The sequence below is a fragment of the Malikia granosa genome, assembly GCF_002980595.1.
Classification (GTDB): domain Bacteria; phylum Pseudomonadota; class Gammaproteobacteria; order Burkholderiales; family Burkholderiaceae_C; genus Malikia; species Malikia granosa.
Window position 1 is genome coordinate 37,822 of sequence record NZ_PVLQ01000031.1, and the last position, 18,513, is coordinate 56,334.

Here is an 18,513-nt window from a genome sequence, read left to right on the forward strand (position 1 = left end):
GTAACCCAAATCAACGGCGACAGAAACCCTGCCACCGCAGGCAAGCAAGCCCCCAGGGCGATACTTGCAGGCCCAGCGTATCAACCAGACCGGAGAATCATCATGGCTTCGTACATCAACACCAACCTCTCGTCGATGCAAGCTCAGCGCAGCTTGAGCAATGCACAATCTGCAATGAACAACTCGGTGCAGCGCCTGTCTTCGGGCCTGCGCGTGAACGGCGCCAAGGACGACGCGGCTGGTCTGGCAATCGCCACCGGCATGGATTCGACCACGCGCGGCCAGACCGTCGCGATGCGCAACGCCAACGACGCAATCTCGTTCAGCCAGACGACTGAAGGTGCACTGGGCAAGATCGGCGACACCCTGCAGCGCATGCGCGAACTGGCCGTGCAGTCGGCCAACGGCACCAACAGCGAAGACCAGCGTTCCGCGATGGACACCGAGTTCCAGGAACTGCAAAAGGAAATCACCCGCGTGACCGAGAACACCAAGTTCAACGGTATCCAGGTGCTGGGCCAGGGTGGCAAGCAGACCTTCCAGATCGGTGCCGGCACCAGCGCTGACAACCAGATCGAGATCAACGGCGCCGACCTGACCGACACGGCCAACAGCGCTACCGCAACCCTGGTGGATGGCGCCAAGGGTGGCACGCCCACCTTCATGATCAAGGAGTCGGCTGCGGGTGCTGCCGATGGCGTGGACAAGGCCAAGGCTGCAATCGACCAGATCGACAAGGCGCTGACGGAAATTTCCGGCCAGCAGACCATCCACGGTGCGGCCCAGAACCGCATGTCTTCGGTGATCTCGACGCTGCAGGTCTCGAACGAGAACCAGTCGGCTGCCCGCGGTCGCATCATGGACACCGACTTCGCGTCGGAAACCGCCAACATGGCGCGCAGCCAGATCCTGCAGCAGGCCAGCACGGCGATGCTGGCGCAGGCCAACCAGCTGCCCAACGGCGTGATGAAGCTGCTGGGCTAAGCCTGGCAGCCCTTGCGGGGAGCGGCCTGTGGCGCTCCCCTTAGCCCGCGCCCAGGGTCTGGCCCCCGGCGCGGGTTTGTTGTTCAATCAAGGGTAAAAAAAGGGTCACGCCATGTCCATACCTGCCCTCCCCTCCAGCCTCGCTGCCACCCCCCTGTTCGGTGCATCGGCGCCGGCCAGCGCTGCCAGGCCTGCCCCGGAATCCCACGCAGTCCAGGAAACCCGCACTGCCGCAGCGCCAGCTGCCGGCGAGACCGGCGAGCGCAGCCAGGTCGAAAAGGCCAGGAAGGCCGACGAGGCGGAGAAGGACGAGCAGGCCTCCAAGAAGGAACTCGAAGAGGCGGCAGCCAAGCTCAACGAGAAGCTCAAGCCCTTCATCAACGAAGCGGTGCGCTTCAAGGTCGACCAGGACAGTGGCAGGCTGGTCGTCGCCGTGGTCGACACCGAGAAGAATACCGTGATCCGGCAGATACCGAGCCAGGAGGCACTCAAGCTGAGCCGCGAGACCGACTCCGGCAGCAAGCAGCAGCCGGGCCTGCTGCTCAACACCCAGGCTTGAACGCCCCCCATTCAACGAGGTCATCATGGGACTTTCTTCCGCCGGCATAGGTTCTGGACTCGATGTCAATAGCATCGTGACGCAGTTGATGAGCCTGGAGCAAAGGCCGCTGACCGCGCTGACCACCAAGCAGAGCGACTACAAGGCCAAGCTGAGTGCCTTCGGCACCATCCAGAGCGGCATTTCCAGTTTCCAGACCACGCTCAAGAAGCTCAGCGACCCGAAGAACCTGCAGATCACCAAGGCCACGGCGGCCGATGCCACGGTGCTGGGCACCAGTGGCGGTGCGGGCGCGGTGCCAGGTGACTATTCGATCGAGGTAAGCAAGCTGGCGCAGTCGCAAAAGCTTGCCAGCGCCGGCCAGCTCAATGCCCAGGCGGTGGTCGGAACCGGCACGCTGACCTTTGACTTCGGCACCATCAGCGGCGGCACCCTGGGCACTGACGGCAAATATGTCGGCGCGGGCTTTACCAGCAATGGCGCGGGCAGCAAGCAAGTCACGATCGACAGCAGCCACAACACGCTCGACGGCATCCGCGACGCGATCAATGCCGCCAATATCGGCATCACGGCCAGCGTGATCAACGACGGCAGCAGCACGCCCTACCGGCTCGCGTTCAGCAACAGCCAGACCGGCGAAGCCAGCAGCATGAAGATCTCGGTCAGCGGCGACGCGGCGCTGGGCAATCTGCTGAACCACGACCCATCCGGCAGCCAGGCGCTGACGCAGACCGTGGCGGCGCAGAATGCCGAGCTCAAGGTCGACGGCCTGGCCATCAGCAAGGCCAGCAACACCATCAGCGACGTGGTGCCGGGCGTGACCCTGACGCTGAAGAAAACCAACGCCGGCAGCCCGACCAACCTGTCGGTGACGCGCGACATCGACACGGTCAAGGCCAACGTGCAGGAATTCGTCGACGGCTACAACAAGCTGACCGCCTCGCTGAAAAATCTGTCGAGCTATGACATCGCCAGCAAGAAGGGCGCGGCGCTGTATGGCGACTCGTCGGTGCGCAGCATGCTGGGTCAGCTGCGCGGCATGGTCACCGGCACCCTCACGGGCGGCGCCAGCAGCCTGACCCGGCTCAGCGACGCCGGCGTGTCCTACCAGGCTGACGGCACGCTCAAGCTCGACAACACCAAGTTGCAGAAAGTCATCGACACCCAGTTCGACCAGCTGCCGGGCCTGTTCGCGGCCAGCGGCGCCAGCAGCGACAGCCAGGTCAGCTATGTCGGCTCTACTGCCAAGACCCAGTCCGGCAGCTACGCGCTGACCGTCGGCCAGCTCGCGACCCAGGGCAGCCAGACCGGCGCTGCGGCAGCTGGCCTGGACTATGGCGCGCCCAACAATGCGCTGCAGGTCTCGCTCGACGGGCTGAGCGCGAGCATCAGCCTGAAGGACGGCAGCTATGCCTCGACCAGCGAACTGGTCAGCGACCTGCAGAGCCGCATCAACGGCAATTCGACCTTTGCCCAGGCCGGCTCGGCAGTGACGGTCAGCGCCGACGCCGGCGGCGTGCTGAACCTGATCTCCAACCGCTATGGCTCGAGCTCCAGCATCACGCTCGGTGGCGCGGCAGCCAGCCTGCTGCTGGGTGGTGCGGGCAGCGCGACGACAGGCCAGGCACTGACCGGCACGATCAATGGCGTGGCCGCGACCAGCATCGGCCAGACCCTGACTGGCGCCAGCGGCAATGCGGCCGAGGGCCTGAAGGTCTCGGTCAGCAACGGCAGCACGGGCGCGCGTGGCAATGTGCAATACAGCCAGGGATTTGCCTACCAGCTCGATCAATTGGCCAGCAGTTTCCTGGGTGAAAATGGTGCAATCTCGATGCGCACCGATGGCATCAACAGTGCGCTCAAGAAGCTCGACAGCGACAAGCTCACCCTCGAGGCCAAGCTGAGCCGCATCCAGAAACAGTACCAGGACCAGTTCACCAAGCTGGACACGACGATGAGCAGCATGAACTCGACCAGCGCCTACCTGACCAGCCAGCTCACTGCGCTGGCCAACAATCTGGGCAGCAACAGCAACAACAACTGAATCTAAACGCTAGGCAAAGACATCATGTTTGGATCGAACCGATCGGCCGCCAAGGCCTATGCCAAGGTGGGACTTGAAACCGGCGTGACGGCGGCCAGCCCGCACAAGCTGATTGCCATGCTGTTCGACGGCGCAATGATCGCCATCCTGCGGGCACAGAACCACATGCAGGCCGGGCAGATCGTGGAAAAGGGCCAGGCGATCTCGAAGGCCATCAGCATCATCGACAGCGGGCTGCACGCCAGCCTGAACCTCAAGGCGGGTGGCGAGGTGGCCAAGAACCTCGATGCGCTCTACGGCTACATGACGCAGCAGCTGGCCCAGGCCCACCTGAAGAACGACCCGGCCATCCTGCAGGAAGTCCATGGCCTGCTGAGCGAGCTGAAGTCGGCCTGGGACGCGATCGACCCCCAGGCAGCGGCGCGGGCCGAAGTCGGTACCGTACAGAACTTTGCCAGCGTGAAGGCCTAAGACCATGCTGAATGCCGAACAGGTGCTGGGCATCTACGAAAACGTCTCGGTCCTGACGCGCCAGATGCTGGCAGCCGCGCAGGCATCCGACTGGGACCAGTTGTCCGAGCTGGAATCGCGCTGCGCGCACGAGGTCGGCCTGCTGCGCAGCGAGGGCCAGTTGCCGGTGGCGTCGCTGAGCGCCGAACTGCGCGAGCGCAAGGTGCAGATGCTACGCCAGATCCTGGACGACGACCGGGCCATCCGCGACCTCACCCAGCCCTGGCTGCAGCGACTGCAAGGTCTGATCCACAACACCGGCCAGCAGCGCAAGCTCGAGCAGGCCTACGGTGGCTTCTGAGCCGCTCGGGCCGGATGAGCCCGTGAAGCCCGACCTGGCATGGTAGCCCGGCTCGACTCGACCAACGCCTCGCCCGTCGCGTCCGTCGTCACGCTGCGCGGGACGACGGTGCTTGGCGATCCGCGCCAGGACGGGGTCGCGCGGCTGGAACAGGTCGAGATCGGACGCACGCTGCAGGGCAAGGTGCAGGCGGCGCTGGGCGACGGCAGCGCGCTGGTGCGCTTTGGCAACGAGTCGCCGACAGCGCGCCCGCTCGAGTTGCGCCTGCAGTTGCCCGCGGGCTTTGCCGTCGGCGACTCGCTCGCACTGACCCTGCTGGCACGCGAGCCCAGGCTGACATTCGGGCTGCAGACGCACAGCGGCTCGGTGCAGACCCATTTCAGCGCGGCCGGCGAGCTGATCGGCCGGCTGCTGCAGCAGGCCGATCCCGGCCAGCCGGCACGCCCGCTGCAGGGCAGCGCGCCGCTGCTGGCAGCGCCCGGTGCCGATACAGCGCAGCTGACGCAGAACCTGCAGCAGTCGCTCGAGGGCAGCGGGCTGTTCTACGAATCCCACCTCGAGCAATGGAGCCGCGGCGAGCGCACGCTGGAGCAGATCCGGCAGGAGCCGCAGAACCGGACCGGCGGCGAGGCGCTGACGACGCAGCTGCTGCCGCAGCAGCTCGACACGCTGGAGCAGCGCCGCCTGGTCTGGCAAGGTGAGCTCTGGCCCGGCCAGCCGATGCAGTGGGAGCTGGTGCAGGACAAGGATCCGGACCGGCAAGCGCGCGAGCCGGGCCAGCCTGCGGCCTGGGAGACGGTGCTCAAGCTGGAACTGCCCCAGCTCGGCCAGGTCAACGCCACCATCCGGCTGCAGGGTGAACAGGCCCAGGTCAGGCTGCGCGTGCTGGATGAGGTAGCCGCCGCTGCGCTGCAGGCCGACCAGACCGGCCTGGACGATGCGCTGGCGGCAGCCGGCACGGTGCTGGGCGGCTTCCTGGTGCAGCGCGATGCGGCGGTGCCTGGCCAGCAGGCAGCAGACTGGATGGCACCCGATGAGCCGCAAGCCTGAGGCCATGCGCCAAGCCGTCGCCCTGGCCTACCAAGGTGGGCAGGCGCCCAAGGTGGTCGCCACGGGCAAGGGAGCGGTGGCCGACCGCATCATCGCGCTGGCACGCGAGCATGGGGTCTATGTGCACGAATCGCGCGAGCTGGTCGCGCTGCTGAGCGAGGTCGAACTCGACCGCGAGGTGCCACCCCAGCTGTACCGGGTGGTGGCCGAGCTGCTGGCCTGGCTGTACCGGATCGAGGCCGCGCTGCCGCCATCGAAGAAGCCACCGGCCAAGGCGCCGCGCGGACCGGCTTGAACCGGCGCAGGCCGACCGGACTGGTCAGACCTGCATGTTCATGATGTCCTGATAGGCCGACACCAGCTTGTTGCGCACCTGCACCGTGGCCTGGACCGCGATGCCGGCCTTCTGGCTTGCGACCATCAGGTCGGACAGGTGCACGCTGTCATCGCCAAGCGCAAAGCGCTTGCCGAGCTGGTCTGAGGTCTGCTGCAGCGCATTGACCTGGTCGAGCTGGGCCTTGAAGGCCTTGGCGAAATCGGGCTTCTCGGTCTGAGCCGCGCCCGCAGCGGCCGTGGCAGCAGCCGGGCCGGCAGCTTCCTGCGACCCCTGCACGCGCGCGACGGCGGCGCGCAGCTGCGCAGTCATGGCGGCGATCTGGCCGCTGTCGATGGCGATCATGGTTCGAGGTGGGCGACAAGCGCCGCGGGTCTGGCATCCATGGCGTAAAGGTAACACAGGCAGCGCCAAAGGCCCATATCAAGCAAGGGGCGATTTACCGATCTGTTCCGGCAAATAAGCACTTGAAAAGCCACGACAATATCCTAACTCTAGCCTTGTCCTGAATGTCCTGACTGTTTCGTGCGCAATCACTCCCTGACCTCTCCTGGCCGCCTTGCTGCGGCAGCCTGCCATGGCCACCGTTGCTGAAACCGCGCCCAAGGCCAGCGGCCTGACGGCGTTCTTCCAGAGTCCGCAGGGGCGCTATCTGGCGCTCGGCGCCGGCATGGCGCTGGTGGTCAGCATCATGGCCTCGATCTGGATGTGGAACCAGAAGCCCGAGTACCGGGTGCTGGTCAGCAATTTCTCGGACCGCGACGGCGGCGCGATGATTGCCGCCCTGCAGACCATGAACGTGCCCTACCGCTTCGCCGAGGGCGGCGGCGCGATCCTGGTGCCGGCCGAGCAGGTCCATGACGCGCGGCTCAAGCTGGCCGCGCAGGGCCTGCCCAAGGGCGGCAACGTCGGCTTCGAGCTGATGGAGAACCAGAAGCTGGGCTCCTCGCAGTTCCTCGAGCAGGTCAACTTCCAGCGCGCGCTCGAGGGCGAGTTGGCGCGCTCGATCAACTCGATCGGCGTGGTGCAGGCCGCGCGCGTGCACCTGGCCATCCCCAAGCCCTCGGTGTTCGTGCGCGAGCGCCAGCAGCCGACCGCCTCGGTGCTGGTCAACCTGCATCCGGGCCGCACGCTGGATGCGCAGCAGGTGTCGGCCATCGTGCATCTGGTCTCGAGCAGCGTGCCCGAGCTGACCGCCAAGAACGTGACGGTGGTGGACCAGAACGGCAGCCTGCTGTCCGACCCCGAGCGCCAGGCCGATGCCAACCGGCTCGATCCGGCCCAGGTCAAGTACGTGATGGACCTGCAGGACGGCATCGTCAAGCGCATCGAGTCGATCCTGACCCCGATGGTGGGCGCCGGCAATGTGCGCGCCGAGGCCACCGCCGAGGTGGATTTCTCGCGCAGTGAACAGGCGGCCGAAAGCTACCGCCCGAACAGCCCGCCCGAGGCTGCGGCGATCCGCAGCCAGAGCACGAGCGAAAGCAACGGCGCGGCCAATCCGGCGTCCGGGCTGGTCGGCGCCGCCTCCAACCAGCCCGGTGCCGAGCCCTCGGGCGCCCCGACCGCTCCCAGCACTCCGGCCACCACCACGGCGGCGAGCACGCAGAAGGAAAGCACGACCAATTACGAGGTCGACAAGACGGTGCGCTACGTGCAGCAACCGATGGGCGGCATCAAGCGCCTGACGGTGGCGGTGGTGGTCAACCACAAGCGCGTCGTCGATGCCGAGGGCAAGGTCAGCCTGCGGGCACTGACCGAGCAGGAAAAGCAGCAGCTCACTGACCTGGTCAAGGAAGCGATGGGCTTCAATGCCGAGCGCGGCGACTCGCTCAACGTGGTCAACAGCGCGTTCGCCGAGGCGCCGCGCGAAGTGATTCCCGAGCAGCCTTTCTGGCAACCCTATGCGACGGTGGACAACGCCAAGCAGGCGGCGCAATATCTGCTGTCGGCGGCGGCGCTGCTCTACTTGTATTTCGTGGTGCTCAAGCCGATGATCAGGCTGCTGCCCGGCAACAAGGCCAAGGAAGAAGAGGCCAAGCGCGCCGCCGAGCTCAAGGCCGCACAGGAAGCGGAACAAAAGCTCAGGCAGGAACTCGAAGAGGTCAGGGAAGCCCAGGAATCCAAGAAGGAGGCTTCGGCAGGCGAGAAGGCGCCGACAGGCAGCGCGACGTCAGCGGCAGAACCCGGTGCGGATGCGGCAGCGGGCACGCCGCCCGGCCTGAGGATGAGCAGCTACCAGCAGAACCTGCAGGCGGCCAAGCAGATGGCGCTGCAGGAGCCCAAGATGGTGGCCAACGTGGTCAAGAACTGGGTGAACGGCAATGAGTGATGAAGGCGTCGACAAGGCAGCGATACTGATGCTGGCGCTGGGCCAGGACGAGGCAGCCGAGGTCATGAAATACCTCGAGCCGCGCGAGGTGCAGAAGCTCGGCACGGCCATGTCGACCATGAAGGCGGTGTCTGGGCAGACGCTGGAGGCGGTGCTGCAGGAGTTCATCAGCAAGACCCAGCACAACACCGAGTTCGGCATCGACTCGGACGAGTACATCCGCAGCGTGCTGACCAAGGCGCTGGGCGACGACAAGGCGGCCTCGCTGATCAACCGCATCCTGGTCACCCGCGATGCCAGCGGCATCGAGAGCCTCAAGTGGATGGACGGCAAGTCGGTCGCCGAGCTGATCCGGCACGAGCATCCGCAGATCATCGCCACCATCCTGGTCCACCTGGAGCGCTACCACGCGAGCGAGGTGCTGTCCGAACTCTCGCCGCGGCTGCGCAACGACGTGGTGCTGCGCATCGCGACGCTCGAGGGCGTGCAGCCGGCTGCGCTGAGCGAGCTCAACGATGTGCTGACCAAGCTGCTGACCGGCAACGACAACCTGCGCAAGAAGGCGATGGGCGGCATCCGTACCACGGCCGAGATCATGAACTTCATGAACGGCGAGAACGAGAGCAAGATCATGGCCAACCTGCGCGAGTTCGACCCGACGCTGGCGCAGCAGGTGATGGACCAGATGTTCGTGTTCGACAACATCATGGACGTGGGCGACCGCGACATCCAGCTGATCCTGCGCGAGGTGCCGTCGGAGGCGCTGATCATCGCGCTCAAGGGTGCCAAGGACGAGATGAAGGAAAAGTTCTTCCGCAACATGTCGCAGCGCGCCGCCGACATGATGCGCGAGGACCTGGAAGCCAAGGGCCCGGTGCGGCTGTCGGAAGTGGAAAAGCAGCAAAAGGAAATCCTGCAGATCGTGCGCCGCCTGGCGGACGAGGGACAGATCTCGCTGGCCAGCTCGGACGACGCCTATGTCTGATTCGCGCCCGCCGGCCAGGCCGCAGACGGCCTACCAGCGCTGGGAATTGGCCTCGCTGGCCGAGGAGCCGGTGCGCAACGCGGCCGACGAGGCGGCGGCCAACGCCGAGCTGCTGGCGCGCGAACTGCGCACCGCACGCGAGACCGGCCTGCAGCAGGGCCAGCAGCAGGGCTACCAAACCGGCCTGCGCGAAGGCCGGCTGCGCGGCTACGACGAAGGCCATGCCGAAGGGGTGGCGCAGGCGCAGGCCGACAACCTGGCGCTGCAGCAGGAGCTGACCCAGGCCCTGACCCAGCTCGGCCAGCAGTTCGGCCAGGAGCTGGCCCAGGCGCGCGAACTGCTGGCCAGGCAGCTGCTCGACCTGGCACTGGACATGGCGCAGGCCATGCTGTGCCAGACGCTGGAGCTGCAACCCGAGCGCCTGCTCGGCGTGATCGAGCAGGCGCTGCAGGAACTGCCGCTGGTGCGCCAGCCGGCCGTGCTGCGTCTGCACCCGCAGGACCTCGAGCTGGTCAAGGCCGCGCGCGGCAGCGAACTGCAGGCCGCCGGCTGGCGCTTGCAGGCCGATGGCCAACTCGCGCGCGGCGGCTGCCTGATCGAGACCGGCGACCAGCAGATCGATGCCAGCCTGCCGGCACGCTGGCAGCGGCTGCTGCATTCGCTCGGGCGCGACGGCACCTGGCTGGAGCCCGCGGCATGACGGGCAGCCAGGCCAGCTTCGAGGCCTACCTGCGGGATTGCCGCCAGCGCGTGCAGCATTGCGCGCCGCTGCAGGCCTATGGCCGCGTGACCCGCGTCGCCGGCCTGGTGATGGAGGCGATCGGCCTGCGGCTGCCCGTCGGCAGCCCCTGCCATGTGCCGCTGCCGAGCGGCTTCCGGCTCGATGCCGAGGTGGTGGGCTTCGAGCAGGAGCGGCTGTTCCTGATGCCACTGGGCGATGTCGAGGGCGTGCAGCCGGGCGCCCCGGTGATTCCGACCGTCGCGGCGCGCTCCCAGCCGCGACTGCATGACCGGCGCGCCCAGGCCCGGCCGGCCTCGGACGGCCGCACCCTGCCCGTCGGCGCGGCCCTGCTCGGTCGCGTGCTCGACGCCACCGGCCAGCCGCTCGACCAGCTCGGGCCGCTGCAGGGTCACAGCATGGCGCCGCTGTACGCGCGGGCGATGAATCCGCTGCAGCGCGAGCCGATCTCGCAGACGCTCGATGTCGGCGTGCGCGCGATCAACAGCATGCTGACCGTGGGCCGAGGCCAGCGCATGGGCCTGTTCGCGGGCTCGGGCGTGGGCAAGAGCGTGCTGCTGGGCATGATGGCGCGCTACACCGCCGCGGACGTGATCGTGGTCGGGCTGATCGGCGAGCGCGGGCGCGAAGTCAAGGAATTCATCGAACAGATCCTGGGCGAGGAAGGCCTGGCGCGCTCGGTGGTGGTGGCGGCGCCGGCCGACAACCCGCCGCTGCTGCGGCTGCAGGGTGCGGCCTACACCACGCTGATCGCCGAGCATTTCCGCGACCAGGGCAAGAACGTGCTGCTGATCATGGACTCGCTGACGCGCTACGCGATGGCACAGCGCGAGATCGCGCTGGCGATCGGCGAGCCGCCCGCGACCAAGGGCTATCCGCCCTCGGTGTTCGCCAAGCTGCCGGCACTGGTCGAACGCGCCGGCAACGGCCGCGCCGGCGGCGGCTCGATCACGGCTTTCTACACCGTGCTGACCGAGGGCGACGACCAGCAGGACCCGATCGCCGACTCGGCACGCGCCATCCTCGACGGCCATATCGTGCTCAACCGGGTGCTGGCCGAGGCCGGCCACTATCCGGCGATCGACATCGAGCAGTCGATCAGCCGCGCCATGCATAACATCACTGACGAGGCGCACCAGAAGCGCACGCGCCGCCTCAAGCAGCTGATGTCGCGCTACCAGCGCAACCGCGACCTGATCAACGTCGGCGCCTACAGCCCAGGCAGCGACCCGCTGATCGACGAGGCGATCCGCATGCACGAGCGCATCGAGCATTTCCTGCAGCAGAGCATCCACGAGCGCGCCGGCATGGAACAGAGCTGGAGCGAACTTTCCGCTCTGTTTGCCTGATCGGGCGACTGGGCGGGAGCGATAATCAGGCATGGCAAATCCGAGCGTGATCGAGACGCTGATCGAACTGACGATGCAGCAATCCGAAGAAGCCGCCAAGCGGCTCGGCCAGGCCACCCGGCAGAGCGAGCAGGCGCAGGAGAAGCTCGACCTGCTGCGGCAGTATCGACAGGAATATGTCGAGCAGTTGCAGGCGCAACTGAGCCAAGGCCTGAACGTGGCGGGTCACGCCAATTTCCTGCGCTTCATCCAGGGCCTGGACCGTGCCATCCTGCAGCAGGATGCCGCCGTGCTGCAGTCGCAGCGCGTGGTCGAGCGTGAACGCGAGAGCTGGCGCGAGCATGAGCGCAAGCGCCTGTCCTACGGCACGCTGGTGCAGCGCGCCCAGCAGGAGGCGCTGCGCCGGGCCAATCGCCAGGACCAGAAACAAACCGATGAGCGGGCGGCACGTCGCCGCTCGCAGCTGGGCTGATCATGAACGCGAACGACTTGTCACTGTCCGCAACGGGCAAGGTTGGCGCTGCTGCCGGCCTGACGGGCCAGCCGGCAGCCGGCTGGCGCGCCGCCGGCTCCGACTCGAGTTTCGAGCAGGAGCTGCGACGCCAGACCGAGGCGGGCCCATCGGCCGATGCCGCGGCTGCGGCCAAGGCCAAGCCGGCGACCAAGGCCGAACCGGAACCGGCCGCGGACGGACAGGCGACTGACGCGAAAGAGGACAAGGTGGGCGACCCGGCAGCCGACTGGCTGGCCCTGGTCGACGGCATGCGGGCCAGGGCCGAGACCCAGCCGGCGGCGGCGCCGGTCGCGCCCGAGCCGGCCGCCGAGTCACTGACAGCCCTGGCAACGCCAGGCGCAGGCGATGCGATCAGCACGGCCAATGCCGCGGGACTGGCCACCGAGCCTGCCCGCAGCGCCGGCCCGAAGACCGCCGAACGCGAGGCCAGCGAACCGACTACGGCCAATGCCGCGGACGGTGCCCAGCTCCAGCCCCCGCTCACCCCCCTCTCGACCATGGTGCCGGCCTTGCAGCCTGCGGCCCCGGCCAGTCCCACGGCGGCAGCGCCAGCCACGACTGAACTGGAGTCCGCCTCCGATGCCCTGGGCGCACGGGCGCAGCCCCGGCTGGTCACCCAGCCCGAGGCGGGTGAACTCGATGCGATCAGCGCGCGCGCGCTGGCCGCCGCCCTGCCCCAGCCGAGCAACCGTCCGGCCGTTGCGGCCGGAGCTGGCCCTGGCGCCGAAGCGCTGACCGCACCCGATCCGATGGCCCAGGCCCTGCCGGCGACCCAGGCCACCGCCACCGGAGCAGAACCGCTGGTCGATGCGCCGCCGGTGCAGCGCCATGTGGCGACGCCGATGGGCCAGCGCGGCTGGGACCAGGCCGTCAGCCAGCAGGTCAGCTGGCTGGTCAGGGACCAGCTGCAAAGCGCCAGCCTGAGCCTGAATCCGCCCCACCTGGGCCCGATCCAGATCACGTTGCAGCTGGACCAGCAGCAAGCCTCGGTACAGTTCGTCGCGGCCGCCCCTGAGGTGCGCCAGGCGCTGCAGGAAGCGCTGCCGGTACTGCGCGCCATGCTGGGCGAAGCCGGCATCTCGCTCGGACAGGCCGATGTCGGCTCGCGTCAGTCCGGACGTGAACAGGCCGCCCCGCAGCGCGCGGCACGCGGCACCCAAGCGGTCGAGGACGAGCCGGTCGAAGCCCTGCTGCCGCCACGCGCGCAGGGCAGCGGCCTGGTCAACCTGTTTGCCTGATTTTCTTCATTTCTCTTCATTCCAAGTCACATGGCCACTGCTGCCCCCAAATCCTCCGACGCCGATGCCGGCGCAGACAAGAAACCAGCCTGGAAAAAATGGCTGCCGATTGCGCTGCTGGCCCTGGTCGGGGCTGGCGCGGCGGGCGGCTGGTTCATCTGGAAGGGTTCCTCCAAACAGGAATCCCATGCCGAGGAGCAGGCCGCCGCCGCCCTGCAGCCCCCGGTCTTCCATCCGCTCGAGCCCTTCACCGTCAACCTCAATGGCGACGGCCAGTTCCTGCAGATCGCCCTCACGCTGCAGCTGGCCAGCCAGAAGGAAGTGGAACACCTCAAGGTCTACCTGCCGCAAGTGCGCAGCCGCCTGCTGATGCTGATATCGTCCAAGACCGGTGAGGAGATCTCGAGCACCGAGGGCAAGCAGCATCTGATCGAGGAGATCATGGCCGCCGTGCGCGAGCCCTTCGCTCCCGGCCTGCCCGAAGTCAAGATCAGCAACGTCTTCATTACCTCGTTCGTGATTCAATGAGTGTGACCGAAAAGTTCCTGTCCCAGGACGAAGTCGATGCCCTGCTCAAGGGCGTGACCGGGGAACAGGATGTCGCCGGGCCGGCCCCGAACACCGAGGGCATCCGGCCTTACAACCTGGCCACCCAGGAGCGCATCGTGCGCGGCCGCATGGCTACGCTGGAGCTGCTCAACGACCGCTTCGCACGCTTCCTGCGCGTCGGGCTGTTCAACTTCCTGCGCCGCAGCGCCGAGGTGCTGGCTGGCAGCGTGCGCGTGATCAAGTACAGCGAGTTCCTGCGCCACCTGGTCGTGCCGACCAACCTGAACCTGGTGCAGATCAAGCCGCTGCGCGGCACGGGACTGGTCGTGATGGACCCCGACCTGGTGTTCCTGTTCGTCGACAACTTCTTCGGCGGCGACGGGCGCTTCCAGACCCGGATCGAGGGCCGCGACTTCACCCAGACCGAGCAGCGCACGATACAGCGCATCCTGGCCATCATCTTCGAGAACTATGCCAAGGCCTGGGAATCGGTCTACCCGATCGAGTTCGAGTTTGTCCGCTCCGAGATGAACACCCAGTTCGCCACCATCGCGACACCCAACGAGATCGTGGTGGTGACCACCTTCAGCGTCGAGCTCGGGGTGGTCGGCGGCGAGATGCATATCTGCACGCCCTACTCGATGATCGAACCGATCCGCGACCTGCTGACGAGCAATATGCAGGGCGAGTCGCTGACGCTGGACCAGCGCTGGGTGCAGCAGATGAAGCAGCAGATCCAGGTCGCCGAGGTCGAGGCGGTCGCCAACCTCTGCACCGCCCCCTCGACGCTGCGCGACGTGCTCAATTTCAAGGTCGGCGACGTGATCCCGATCGAGATGCCGAAGACAGTCGAGCTCAAGATCGAGGAGGTACCGGTGCTCGAATGCAGCTACGGCCAACTCAACGGCCAGTACGCGCTGCGGGTCGAGAAGCTGCTGCAAGGCGGCAAGAGCATGCTATCGCAAGGAGTCCAAGATGAGCAATGACGACAAGGAAGGCGGCATCACGGCCGACGACTGGGGTGCCGCGCTGTCCGAGCAGGGACAGGCCGAGGCGCTGCAGGCCAAGCCAGCAGCGGCCAACGTGTTCCAGGACTTCGGGGACCGCAACGTCAAGTCCGGGACGACGCATGACATCGAGTTCATCCTCGACATCCCGGTGCAGCTGACCGTCGAGCTGGGCCGCACCAAGATCGCGATCAAGAACCTGCTGCAACTGGCCCAGGGCTCGGTGATCGAGCTCAACGGCCTGGCCGGCGAACCGATGGACGTGCTGGTCAACGGCTGCCTGATCGCCCAGGGCGAGGTGGTGGTGGTCAACGACAAGTTCGGCATCCGGCTGACCGACATCACGAGTCCGGCCGAACGGATCAGGAAGCTCAACCGATGATGGGCAGCCTGCTGCAAATCACGCTGGCGCTCGGCCTGGTGCTGGGACTGATCGCGGCGGCAGCCTGGCTGCTGCAGCGCCTGTACCAGCCACGCACGGGCCAGGGCGCGCTGATCCAGCTGCACGCCAGCGCCGCCCTGGGCGCGCGCGAGCGGGTGGTGCTGCTCGAGGTCGGCGGACAGTGGCTGCTGGTCGGCGTGGCCCCGGGCCAGGTCAACACCCTGCTGCAGCTGCCGGCGCCGCCGACCGATCTGCCAGGCCAGGCTGCCGATCCGCGCAGCGCAGCCAATTCCTGGCTCAACAACTACCTGAACCGGCACCATGAGCGCTGAAGCCCCCTCCCGCCAGCTGGGGCGCCGGGCCGGACTGGCCGGTCTGCTGCTCGCGCTGGCCTGCCTGCCGCTGGCCGCCCAGGCCCAGGCCTTGCCGGGGCTCGAGCTGGCGCGCTCGGCCAATGGCGGCCAGAGCTACAGCCTGAACCTGCAGATCCTGCTGCTGCTGACCTCGCTGACCTTCCTGCCGGCGGTGGTACTGATGATGACCTGCTTCACGCGCATCATCATCGTGCTGTCGCTGCTGCGCATGGCACTGGGCACCCAGTCGACACCGCCGAACCAGGTGCTGGTGGGGCTGGCGCTGTTCCTGAGCCTGTTCGTCATGAGCCCGGTACTCGACCGGGTCTATGTCGAGGCCTACCAGCCGCTGGCCGAGAACAAGATCTCGGTCAGCCAGGCGCTCGAGCGGGCGGCCGAGCCGATGAAGGGCTTCATGCTCAAGCAGACGCGCCAGGCTGACCTGGCCCTGTTCGTCAAGCTGTCCGGCCAGCCGGCACCGCAGGACGCCAGCGAGGTCCAGCTGCGCGTGCTGGTGCCCGCCTTCGTCACGAGCGAGCTCAAGACCGCGTTCCAGATCGGCTTTGCGGTCTTCCTGCCCTTCCTGATCATCGACATGGTGGTCGCCAGCGTGCTGATGTCGATGGGCATGATGATGGTCTCGCCCTCGATCGTCTCGCTGCCGTTCAAGCTGATGCTGTTCGTGCTGGTCGACGGCTGGCAGCTGCTGCTGGGCTCGCTGGCCGAGAGCTTTGCCTGAAGGAGATCCGATGACCCCCGACAACATCATGACGCTGGGCCGCCAGGCCATCGAGGTGACCGTCATGGTCGCCGCCCCGCTGCTGCTGGTCGCGCTGGTGATCGGCCTGGTGGTGAGCATCTTCCAGGCCGCGACCCAGATCAACGAAGCCACGCTGTCCTTCATCCCCAAGCTGCTGGGCATCTTTGCCACGCTGGTGCTCGCCGGCCCCTGGATGCTGGGCGTGCTGACCGACTACCTGAAGCTGATGCTGACCAGCCTGCCCACCCTGGCCGGCTAAGGCATGGTCGAGTTCACGACCGAGCAGCTGTTCGGCTGGGTCAGCGCCTTTCTCTGGCCGCTGACCCGCATCCTCGGCGTGATCGCCAGCGCGCCGCTGCTGAGCCACAAGAGCATACCGATCCGCGTCAAGCTGGGCCTGGGCCTGCTGCTGGCGATGATCGTCGCGCCGACGCTGCCGCCGTTTCCCGAACAGGACCCGCTGTCCTGGGCCGGCCTGCTGATCCTGGCGCAGCAGATGTTGATCGGACTGGCGCTGGGCTTCATGCTGCGCATCATCTTCACCGGCGTGGAGCTGGCTGGCGAGATGATAGGCATGACCATGGGGCTGGGCTTCGCGACCTTCTTCGATCCGGGCTCGCAGGGCCGATCATCGGTGATCAGCCAGTTCCTGTCGCTGCTGCTGCTGCTGGTGTTCATCGGCAGCGACCTGCATCTGCTGCTGCTCGAGGCCCTGGTCGAGAGCTTCACCCTGCTGCCGGTCACGACCGAACCGGTGCAGCGCGGCGGCCTGCAGCAGATCGCCTACTGGGGCGCCCGCATCTTCGGCCTTGGCCTGCAGCTCGCCATGCCGGCGATCACCGCCTTGCTGATCACGAACATGGCGCTCGGCGTGCTGACCCGGGCGGCGCCCCAGCTCAACCTGTTCGGCATCGGTTTTCCGATCACGATGACGGTGGGCTTCGTGATGATCATGCTCAGCCTGCCCTACTGGAGCCAGCCCATGCTCGATGCCCTGCGCGAGGGACTGGCCATGGTGCGCCAGATCACGCTGGCCCTGAGCCCGGCTTGAACCAGGCGTTGGCCCGGGCCGGCTGCTTCAGGCCGACTTGAACACCTTGACCGCCTCGACCAGCTGCTCGGCCTGCTGGTGCAGGCTCTCGGCGGCAGCCATCGACTGATCGACCATGGCGGCATTGCGCTGCGTCATCTCGTCGATCAGGACGATTGCCTGGTTGACCTGGCCAATGCCCTCCGACTGCTCGGCCGACAGGCGGTTGATGTCGCTCATCAGGCTGCTCACGCGACGGGCGTTGCTCACGACCTCGGTGATCGTGCTGCCGGCCGACTGCACCAGGCGGGTGCCTTGCTCGACCTTGTCGACGCTGGCGCCGATCAGGTCCTTGATCTCCCTGGCCGCCACCGCGCTGCGCTGCGCCAGGCTGCGCACCTCGGTCGCCACCACCGCGAAGCCGCGGCCCTGCTCGCCGGCGCGCGCGGCCTCGACCGCCGCATTGAGCGCCAGGATGTTGGTCTGGAAGGCGATGCCGTCGATCACGCCGATGATGTCGCCGATCTTCTGGCTGCTCTGGTTGATCTCGTTCATCGTGCTCACCACCTGGCCGACGACCTCGCCGCCGCGCTGCGCCACCTCGGCGTTCTCGACCGCCATGGCCATGGCCTCGCTGGTCGCATCGGCGGTCTGCCGCACCGAACTGGTCAGCTGCTCCATGCTGGCAGCGGTCTGCTCGATGCTGCTGGCGGTGCTCTCGGAGCGCTGGCTGAGGTCGTGGTCGCCGCTGGCGATCTCGGCGCTGGCGACGCGGATGCTGGCCGCGACCTGGTTGACCGTGCCGACCGCCAGTTGCATGCGCTGCAAGGCCTGCTGCAGGGCCTGGCCCAGGGCGGTGCTGGCTGCCAGCCCGTCGAGCTGCAGCGAGATGCCGTCGGCTTGGTTGATGCGCTGGACCATCTGCTGCAGCTCCTGCCCCTCGCGCGCGGCCTGCGCCATGCCGCGTACCAGCATCAGCTCGAGGCTGGTCTGGACGATCACGTAGAAGGCATGCAACAGGATGCGACCGAAATCGGGCTCGTTCAGGCAGTAGAAGCCCAGGCCCGCCGCCAGCAGGCGGTCGAAGACGATGTGGTGCAGCGCGAACAGGCCTGCCGTCAGCAGGATCGGGCGCCAGTCGAGATAGACCATCACCAGCGCCAGCGTGGCGAAGACGCCGAAGTGGTACTCGACAGTGCCGCGCGAGAGCTGGATATGCAGGATCACCAGGCCGACCAGGCAGGCGGTCAGGATCAGCCTGGAGGCCAGGGTGCCGCGCGCCAGCGCGAAGGCCAGCCCCGCCACGGCGACCAGCAGGATCACGGCGACGAAGGCCAGGGTGGCCTGGACGAACTGCAGCCCCAGCGCGACCGCTCCCAGGGCGCTCAACGCGATCGCAATCAGGAGAACCTGGTCGCCGAGCCAGTCGCGGTGGGCCAGGAGGGGGGAGCGCTCAGACAGCTGGGTCACGTGGAAAGATCGAATGGCGGAGG

At 67.1% G+C, this 18,513-nt stretch carries 22 protein-coding genes; 20 read left to right on the plus strand and 2 right to left on the minus strand.

All coding sequences use genetic code 11. The features are described from left to right. The first annotated feature begins 102 nt into the window (after window positions 1-102). The 7 genes from C6P64_RS09845 to C6P64_RS09875 all read left to right on the plus strand — a co-directional run bounded on the left by C6P64_RS09845 (window position 103) and on the right by C6P64_RS09875 (window position 5,743). The gene (locus C6P64_RS09845; RefSeq protein WP_105748390.1) at window positions 103-984 is read left to right on the plus strand and encodes a flagellin N-terminal helical domain-containing protein; all 882 of its coding nucleotides are present in this window, start codon (window positions 103-105) and stop codon (window positions 982-984) included. A gap of 112 nt (window positions 985-1,096) precedes the next feature. Further along, entirely contained in the window at window positions 1,097-1,543 is a 447-nt protein-coding gene (locus C6P64_RS09850) for a flagellar protein FlaG (RefSeq protein WP_105748391.1), read from the plus strand. A gap of 25 nt (window positions 1,544-1,568) precedes the next feature. After that, complete coding sequence (fliD, locus tag C6P64_RS09855) at window positions 1,569-3,587, plus strand: flagellar filament capping protein FliD (protein WP_105748392.1); 2,019 nt, start codon at window positions 1,569-1,571, stop codon at window positions 3,585-3,587. A 24-nt stretch (window positions 3,588-3,611) separates the two neighbouring features. Further along, a complete protein-coding gene (fliS, locus tag C6P64_RS09860; RefSeq protein WP_105748393.1) occupies window positions 3,612-4,058 on the plus strand; it encodes a flagellar export chaperone FliS in 447 nt (148 codons plus the stop codon). A 4-nt stretch (window positions 4,059-4,062) separates the two neighbouring features. After that, window positions 4,063-4,398: a flagellar protein FliT gene (locus C6P64_RS09865; protein WP_105748394.1), complete on the plus strand. Its 336-nt coding sequence runs from the start codon at window positions 4,063-4,065 to the stop codon at window positions 4,396-4,398. A 39-nt stretch (window positions 4,399-4,437) separates the two neighbouring features. Beyond that, entirely contained in the window at window positions 4,438-5,448 is a 1,011-nt protein-coding gene (fliK, locus tag C6P64_RS09870) for a flagellar hook-length control protein FliK (protein WP_105748395.1), read from the plus strand. Further along, a complete protein-coding gene (locus C6P64_RS09875; protein ID WP_105748396.1) occupies window positions 5,432-5,743 on the plus strand; it encodes an EscU/YscU/HrcU family type III secretion system export apparatus switch protein in 312 nt (103 codons plus the stop codon). Before fliK ends, C6P64_RS09875 begins: the two co-directional genes overlap by 17 nt. A 24-nt stretch (window positions 5,744-5,767) precedes the next feature. Here C6P64_RS09875 and fliE read toward each other — a convergent pair whose 3' ends face one another. Beyond that, entirely contained in the window at window positions 5,768-6,127 is a 360-nt protein-coding gene (gene fliE, locus C6P64_RS09880) for a flagellar hook-basal body complex protein FliE (RefSeq protein ID WP_105748397.1), read from the minus strand. A gap of 232 nt (window positions 6,128-6,359) precedes the next feature. Between fliE and fliF the strand changes: the two genes are divergently transcribed. Genes fliF through fliR form a run of 13 tightly spaced genes read left to right on the plus strand, consistent with a single transcriptional unit; the run spans window position 6,360 to window position 17,041 of the window. Beyond that, window positions 6,360-8,114, plus strand: a complete 1,755-nt coding sequence (gene fliF, locus C6P64_RS09885; protein WP_105748458.1) for a flagellar basal-body MS-ring/collar protein FliF — start codon at window positions 6,360-6,362, stop codon at window positions 8,112-8,114. Further along, window positions 8,107-9,099, plus strand: coding sequence for a flagellar motor switch protein FliG (gene fliG / locus C6P64_RS09890; protein ID WP_105748398.1), 993 nt, complete (start codon window positions 8,107-8,109; stop codon window positions 9,097-9,099). The genes fliF and fliG overlap by 8 nt, the downstream gene beginning before the upstream one ends. Next, window positions 9,092-9,799 (plus strand): flagellar assembly protein FliH, encoded by a 708-nt coding sequence (locus C6P64_RS09895; RefSeq protein WP_105748399.1) that lies wholly within the window; start codon window positions 9,092-9,094, stop codon window positions 9,797-9,799. Before fliG ends, C6P64_RS09895 begins: the two co-directional genes overlap by 8 nt. Next, window positions 9,796-11,187, plus strand: coding sequence for a flagellar protein export ATPase FliI (gene fliI, locus C6P64_RS09900; RefSeq protein ID WP_105748400.1), 1,392 nt, complete (start codon window positions 9,796-9,798; stop codon window positions 11,185-11,187). Before C6P64_RS09895 ends, fliI begins: the two co-directional genes overlap by 4 nt. A 31-nt stretch (window positions 11,188-11,218) precedes the next feature. Continuing rightward, window positions 11,219-11,659: a flagellar export protein FliJ gene (gene fliJ, locus C6P64_RS09905; protein ID WP_105748401.1), complete on the plus strand. Its 441-nt coding sequence runs from the start codon at window positions 11,219-11,221 to the stop codon at window positions 11,657-11,659. Between the two features lie 2 nt (window positions 11,660-11,661). Then, window positions 11,662-12,939, plus strand: a complete 1,278-nt coding sequence (locus tag C6P64_RS09910) for a flagellar hook-length control protein FliK (RefSeq protein ID WP_105748402.1) — start codon at window positions 11,662-11,664, stop codon at window positions 12,937-12,939. Window positions 12,940-12,969: 30 nt separating this feature from the next. Continuing rightward, window positions 12,970-13,467 (plus strand): flagellar basal body-associated protein FliL, encoded by a 498-nt coding sequence (gene fliL, locus C6P64_RS09915; protein WP_105748403.1) that lies wholly within the window; start codon window positions 12,970-12,972, stop codon window positions 13,465-13,467. A 2-nt stretch (window positions 13,468-13,469) separates the two neighbouring features. Then, window positions 13,470-14,474 (plus strand): flagellar motor switch protein FliM, encoded by a 1,005-nt coding sequence (gene fliM / locus C6P64_RS09920; protein WP_105748459.1) that lies wholly within the window; start codon window positions 13,470-13,472, stop codon window positions 14,472-14,474. Continuing rightward, window positions 14,464-14,877, plus strand: coding sequence for a flagellar motor switch protein FliN (gene fliN / locus C6P64_RS09925; RefSeq protein ID WP_105748404.1), 414 nt, complete (start codon window positions 14,464-14,466; stop codon window positions 14,875-14,877). Before fliM ends, fliN begins: the two co-directional genes overlap by 11 nt. Continuing rightward, window positions 14,874-15,209, plus strand: a complete 336-nt coding sequence (gene fliO / locus C6P64_RS09930; RefSeq protein WP_105748405.1) for a flagellar biosynthetic protein FliO — start codon at window positions 14,874-14,876, stop codon at window positions 15,207-15,209. Before fliN ends, fliO begins: the two co-directional genes overlap by 4 nt. Next, window positions 15,199-15,969: a flagellar type III secretion system pore protein FliP gene (gene fliP / locus C6P64_RS09935; protein WP_105748406.1), complete on the plus strand. Its 771-nt coding sequence runs from the start codon at window positions 15,199-15,201 to the stop codon at window positions 15,967-15,969. Before fliO ends, fliP begins: the two co-directional genes overlap by 11 nt. A 10-nt stretch (window positions 15,970-15,979) precedes the next feature. Then, window positions 15,980-16,249 carry a flagellar biosynthesis protein FliQ gene (gene fliQ, locus C6P64_RS09940; RefSeq protein WP_105748407.1) on the plus strand — a complete coding sequence of 90 codons (270 nt, stop codon included), beginning with the start codon at window positions 15,980-15,982 and terminating at the stop codon, window positions 16,247-16,249. Between the two features lie 3 nt (window positions 16,250-16,252). Further along, window positions 16,253-17,041, plus strand: coding sequence for a flagellar biosynthetic protein FliR (gene fliR / locus C6P64_RS09945; protein ID WP_105748408.1), 789 nt, complete (start codon window positions 16,253-16,255; stop codon window positions 17,039-17,041). Between the two features lie 27 nt (window positions 17,042-17,068). Here the strand turns inward: fliR and C6P64_RS09950 are convergent, their stop codons facing one another. After that, on the minus strand, window positions 17,069-18,490 hold the full coding sequence (locus C6P64_RS09950; RefSeq protein WP_245911692.1) for a methyl-accepting chemotaxis protein: 1,422 nt from the start codon (window positions 18,488-18,490) through the stop codon (window positions 17,069-17,071). Window positions 18,491-18,513: the final 23 nt, after the last annotated feature.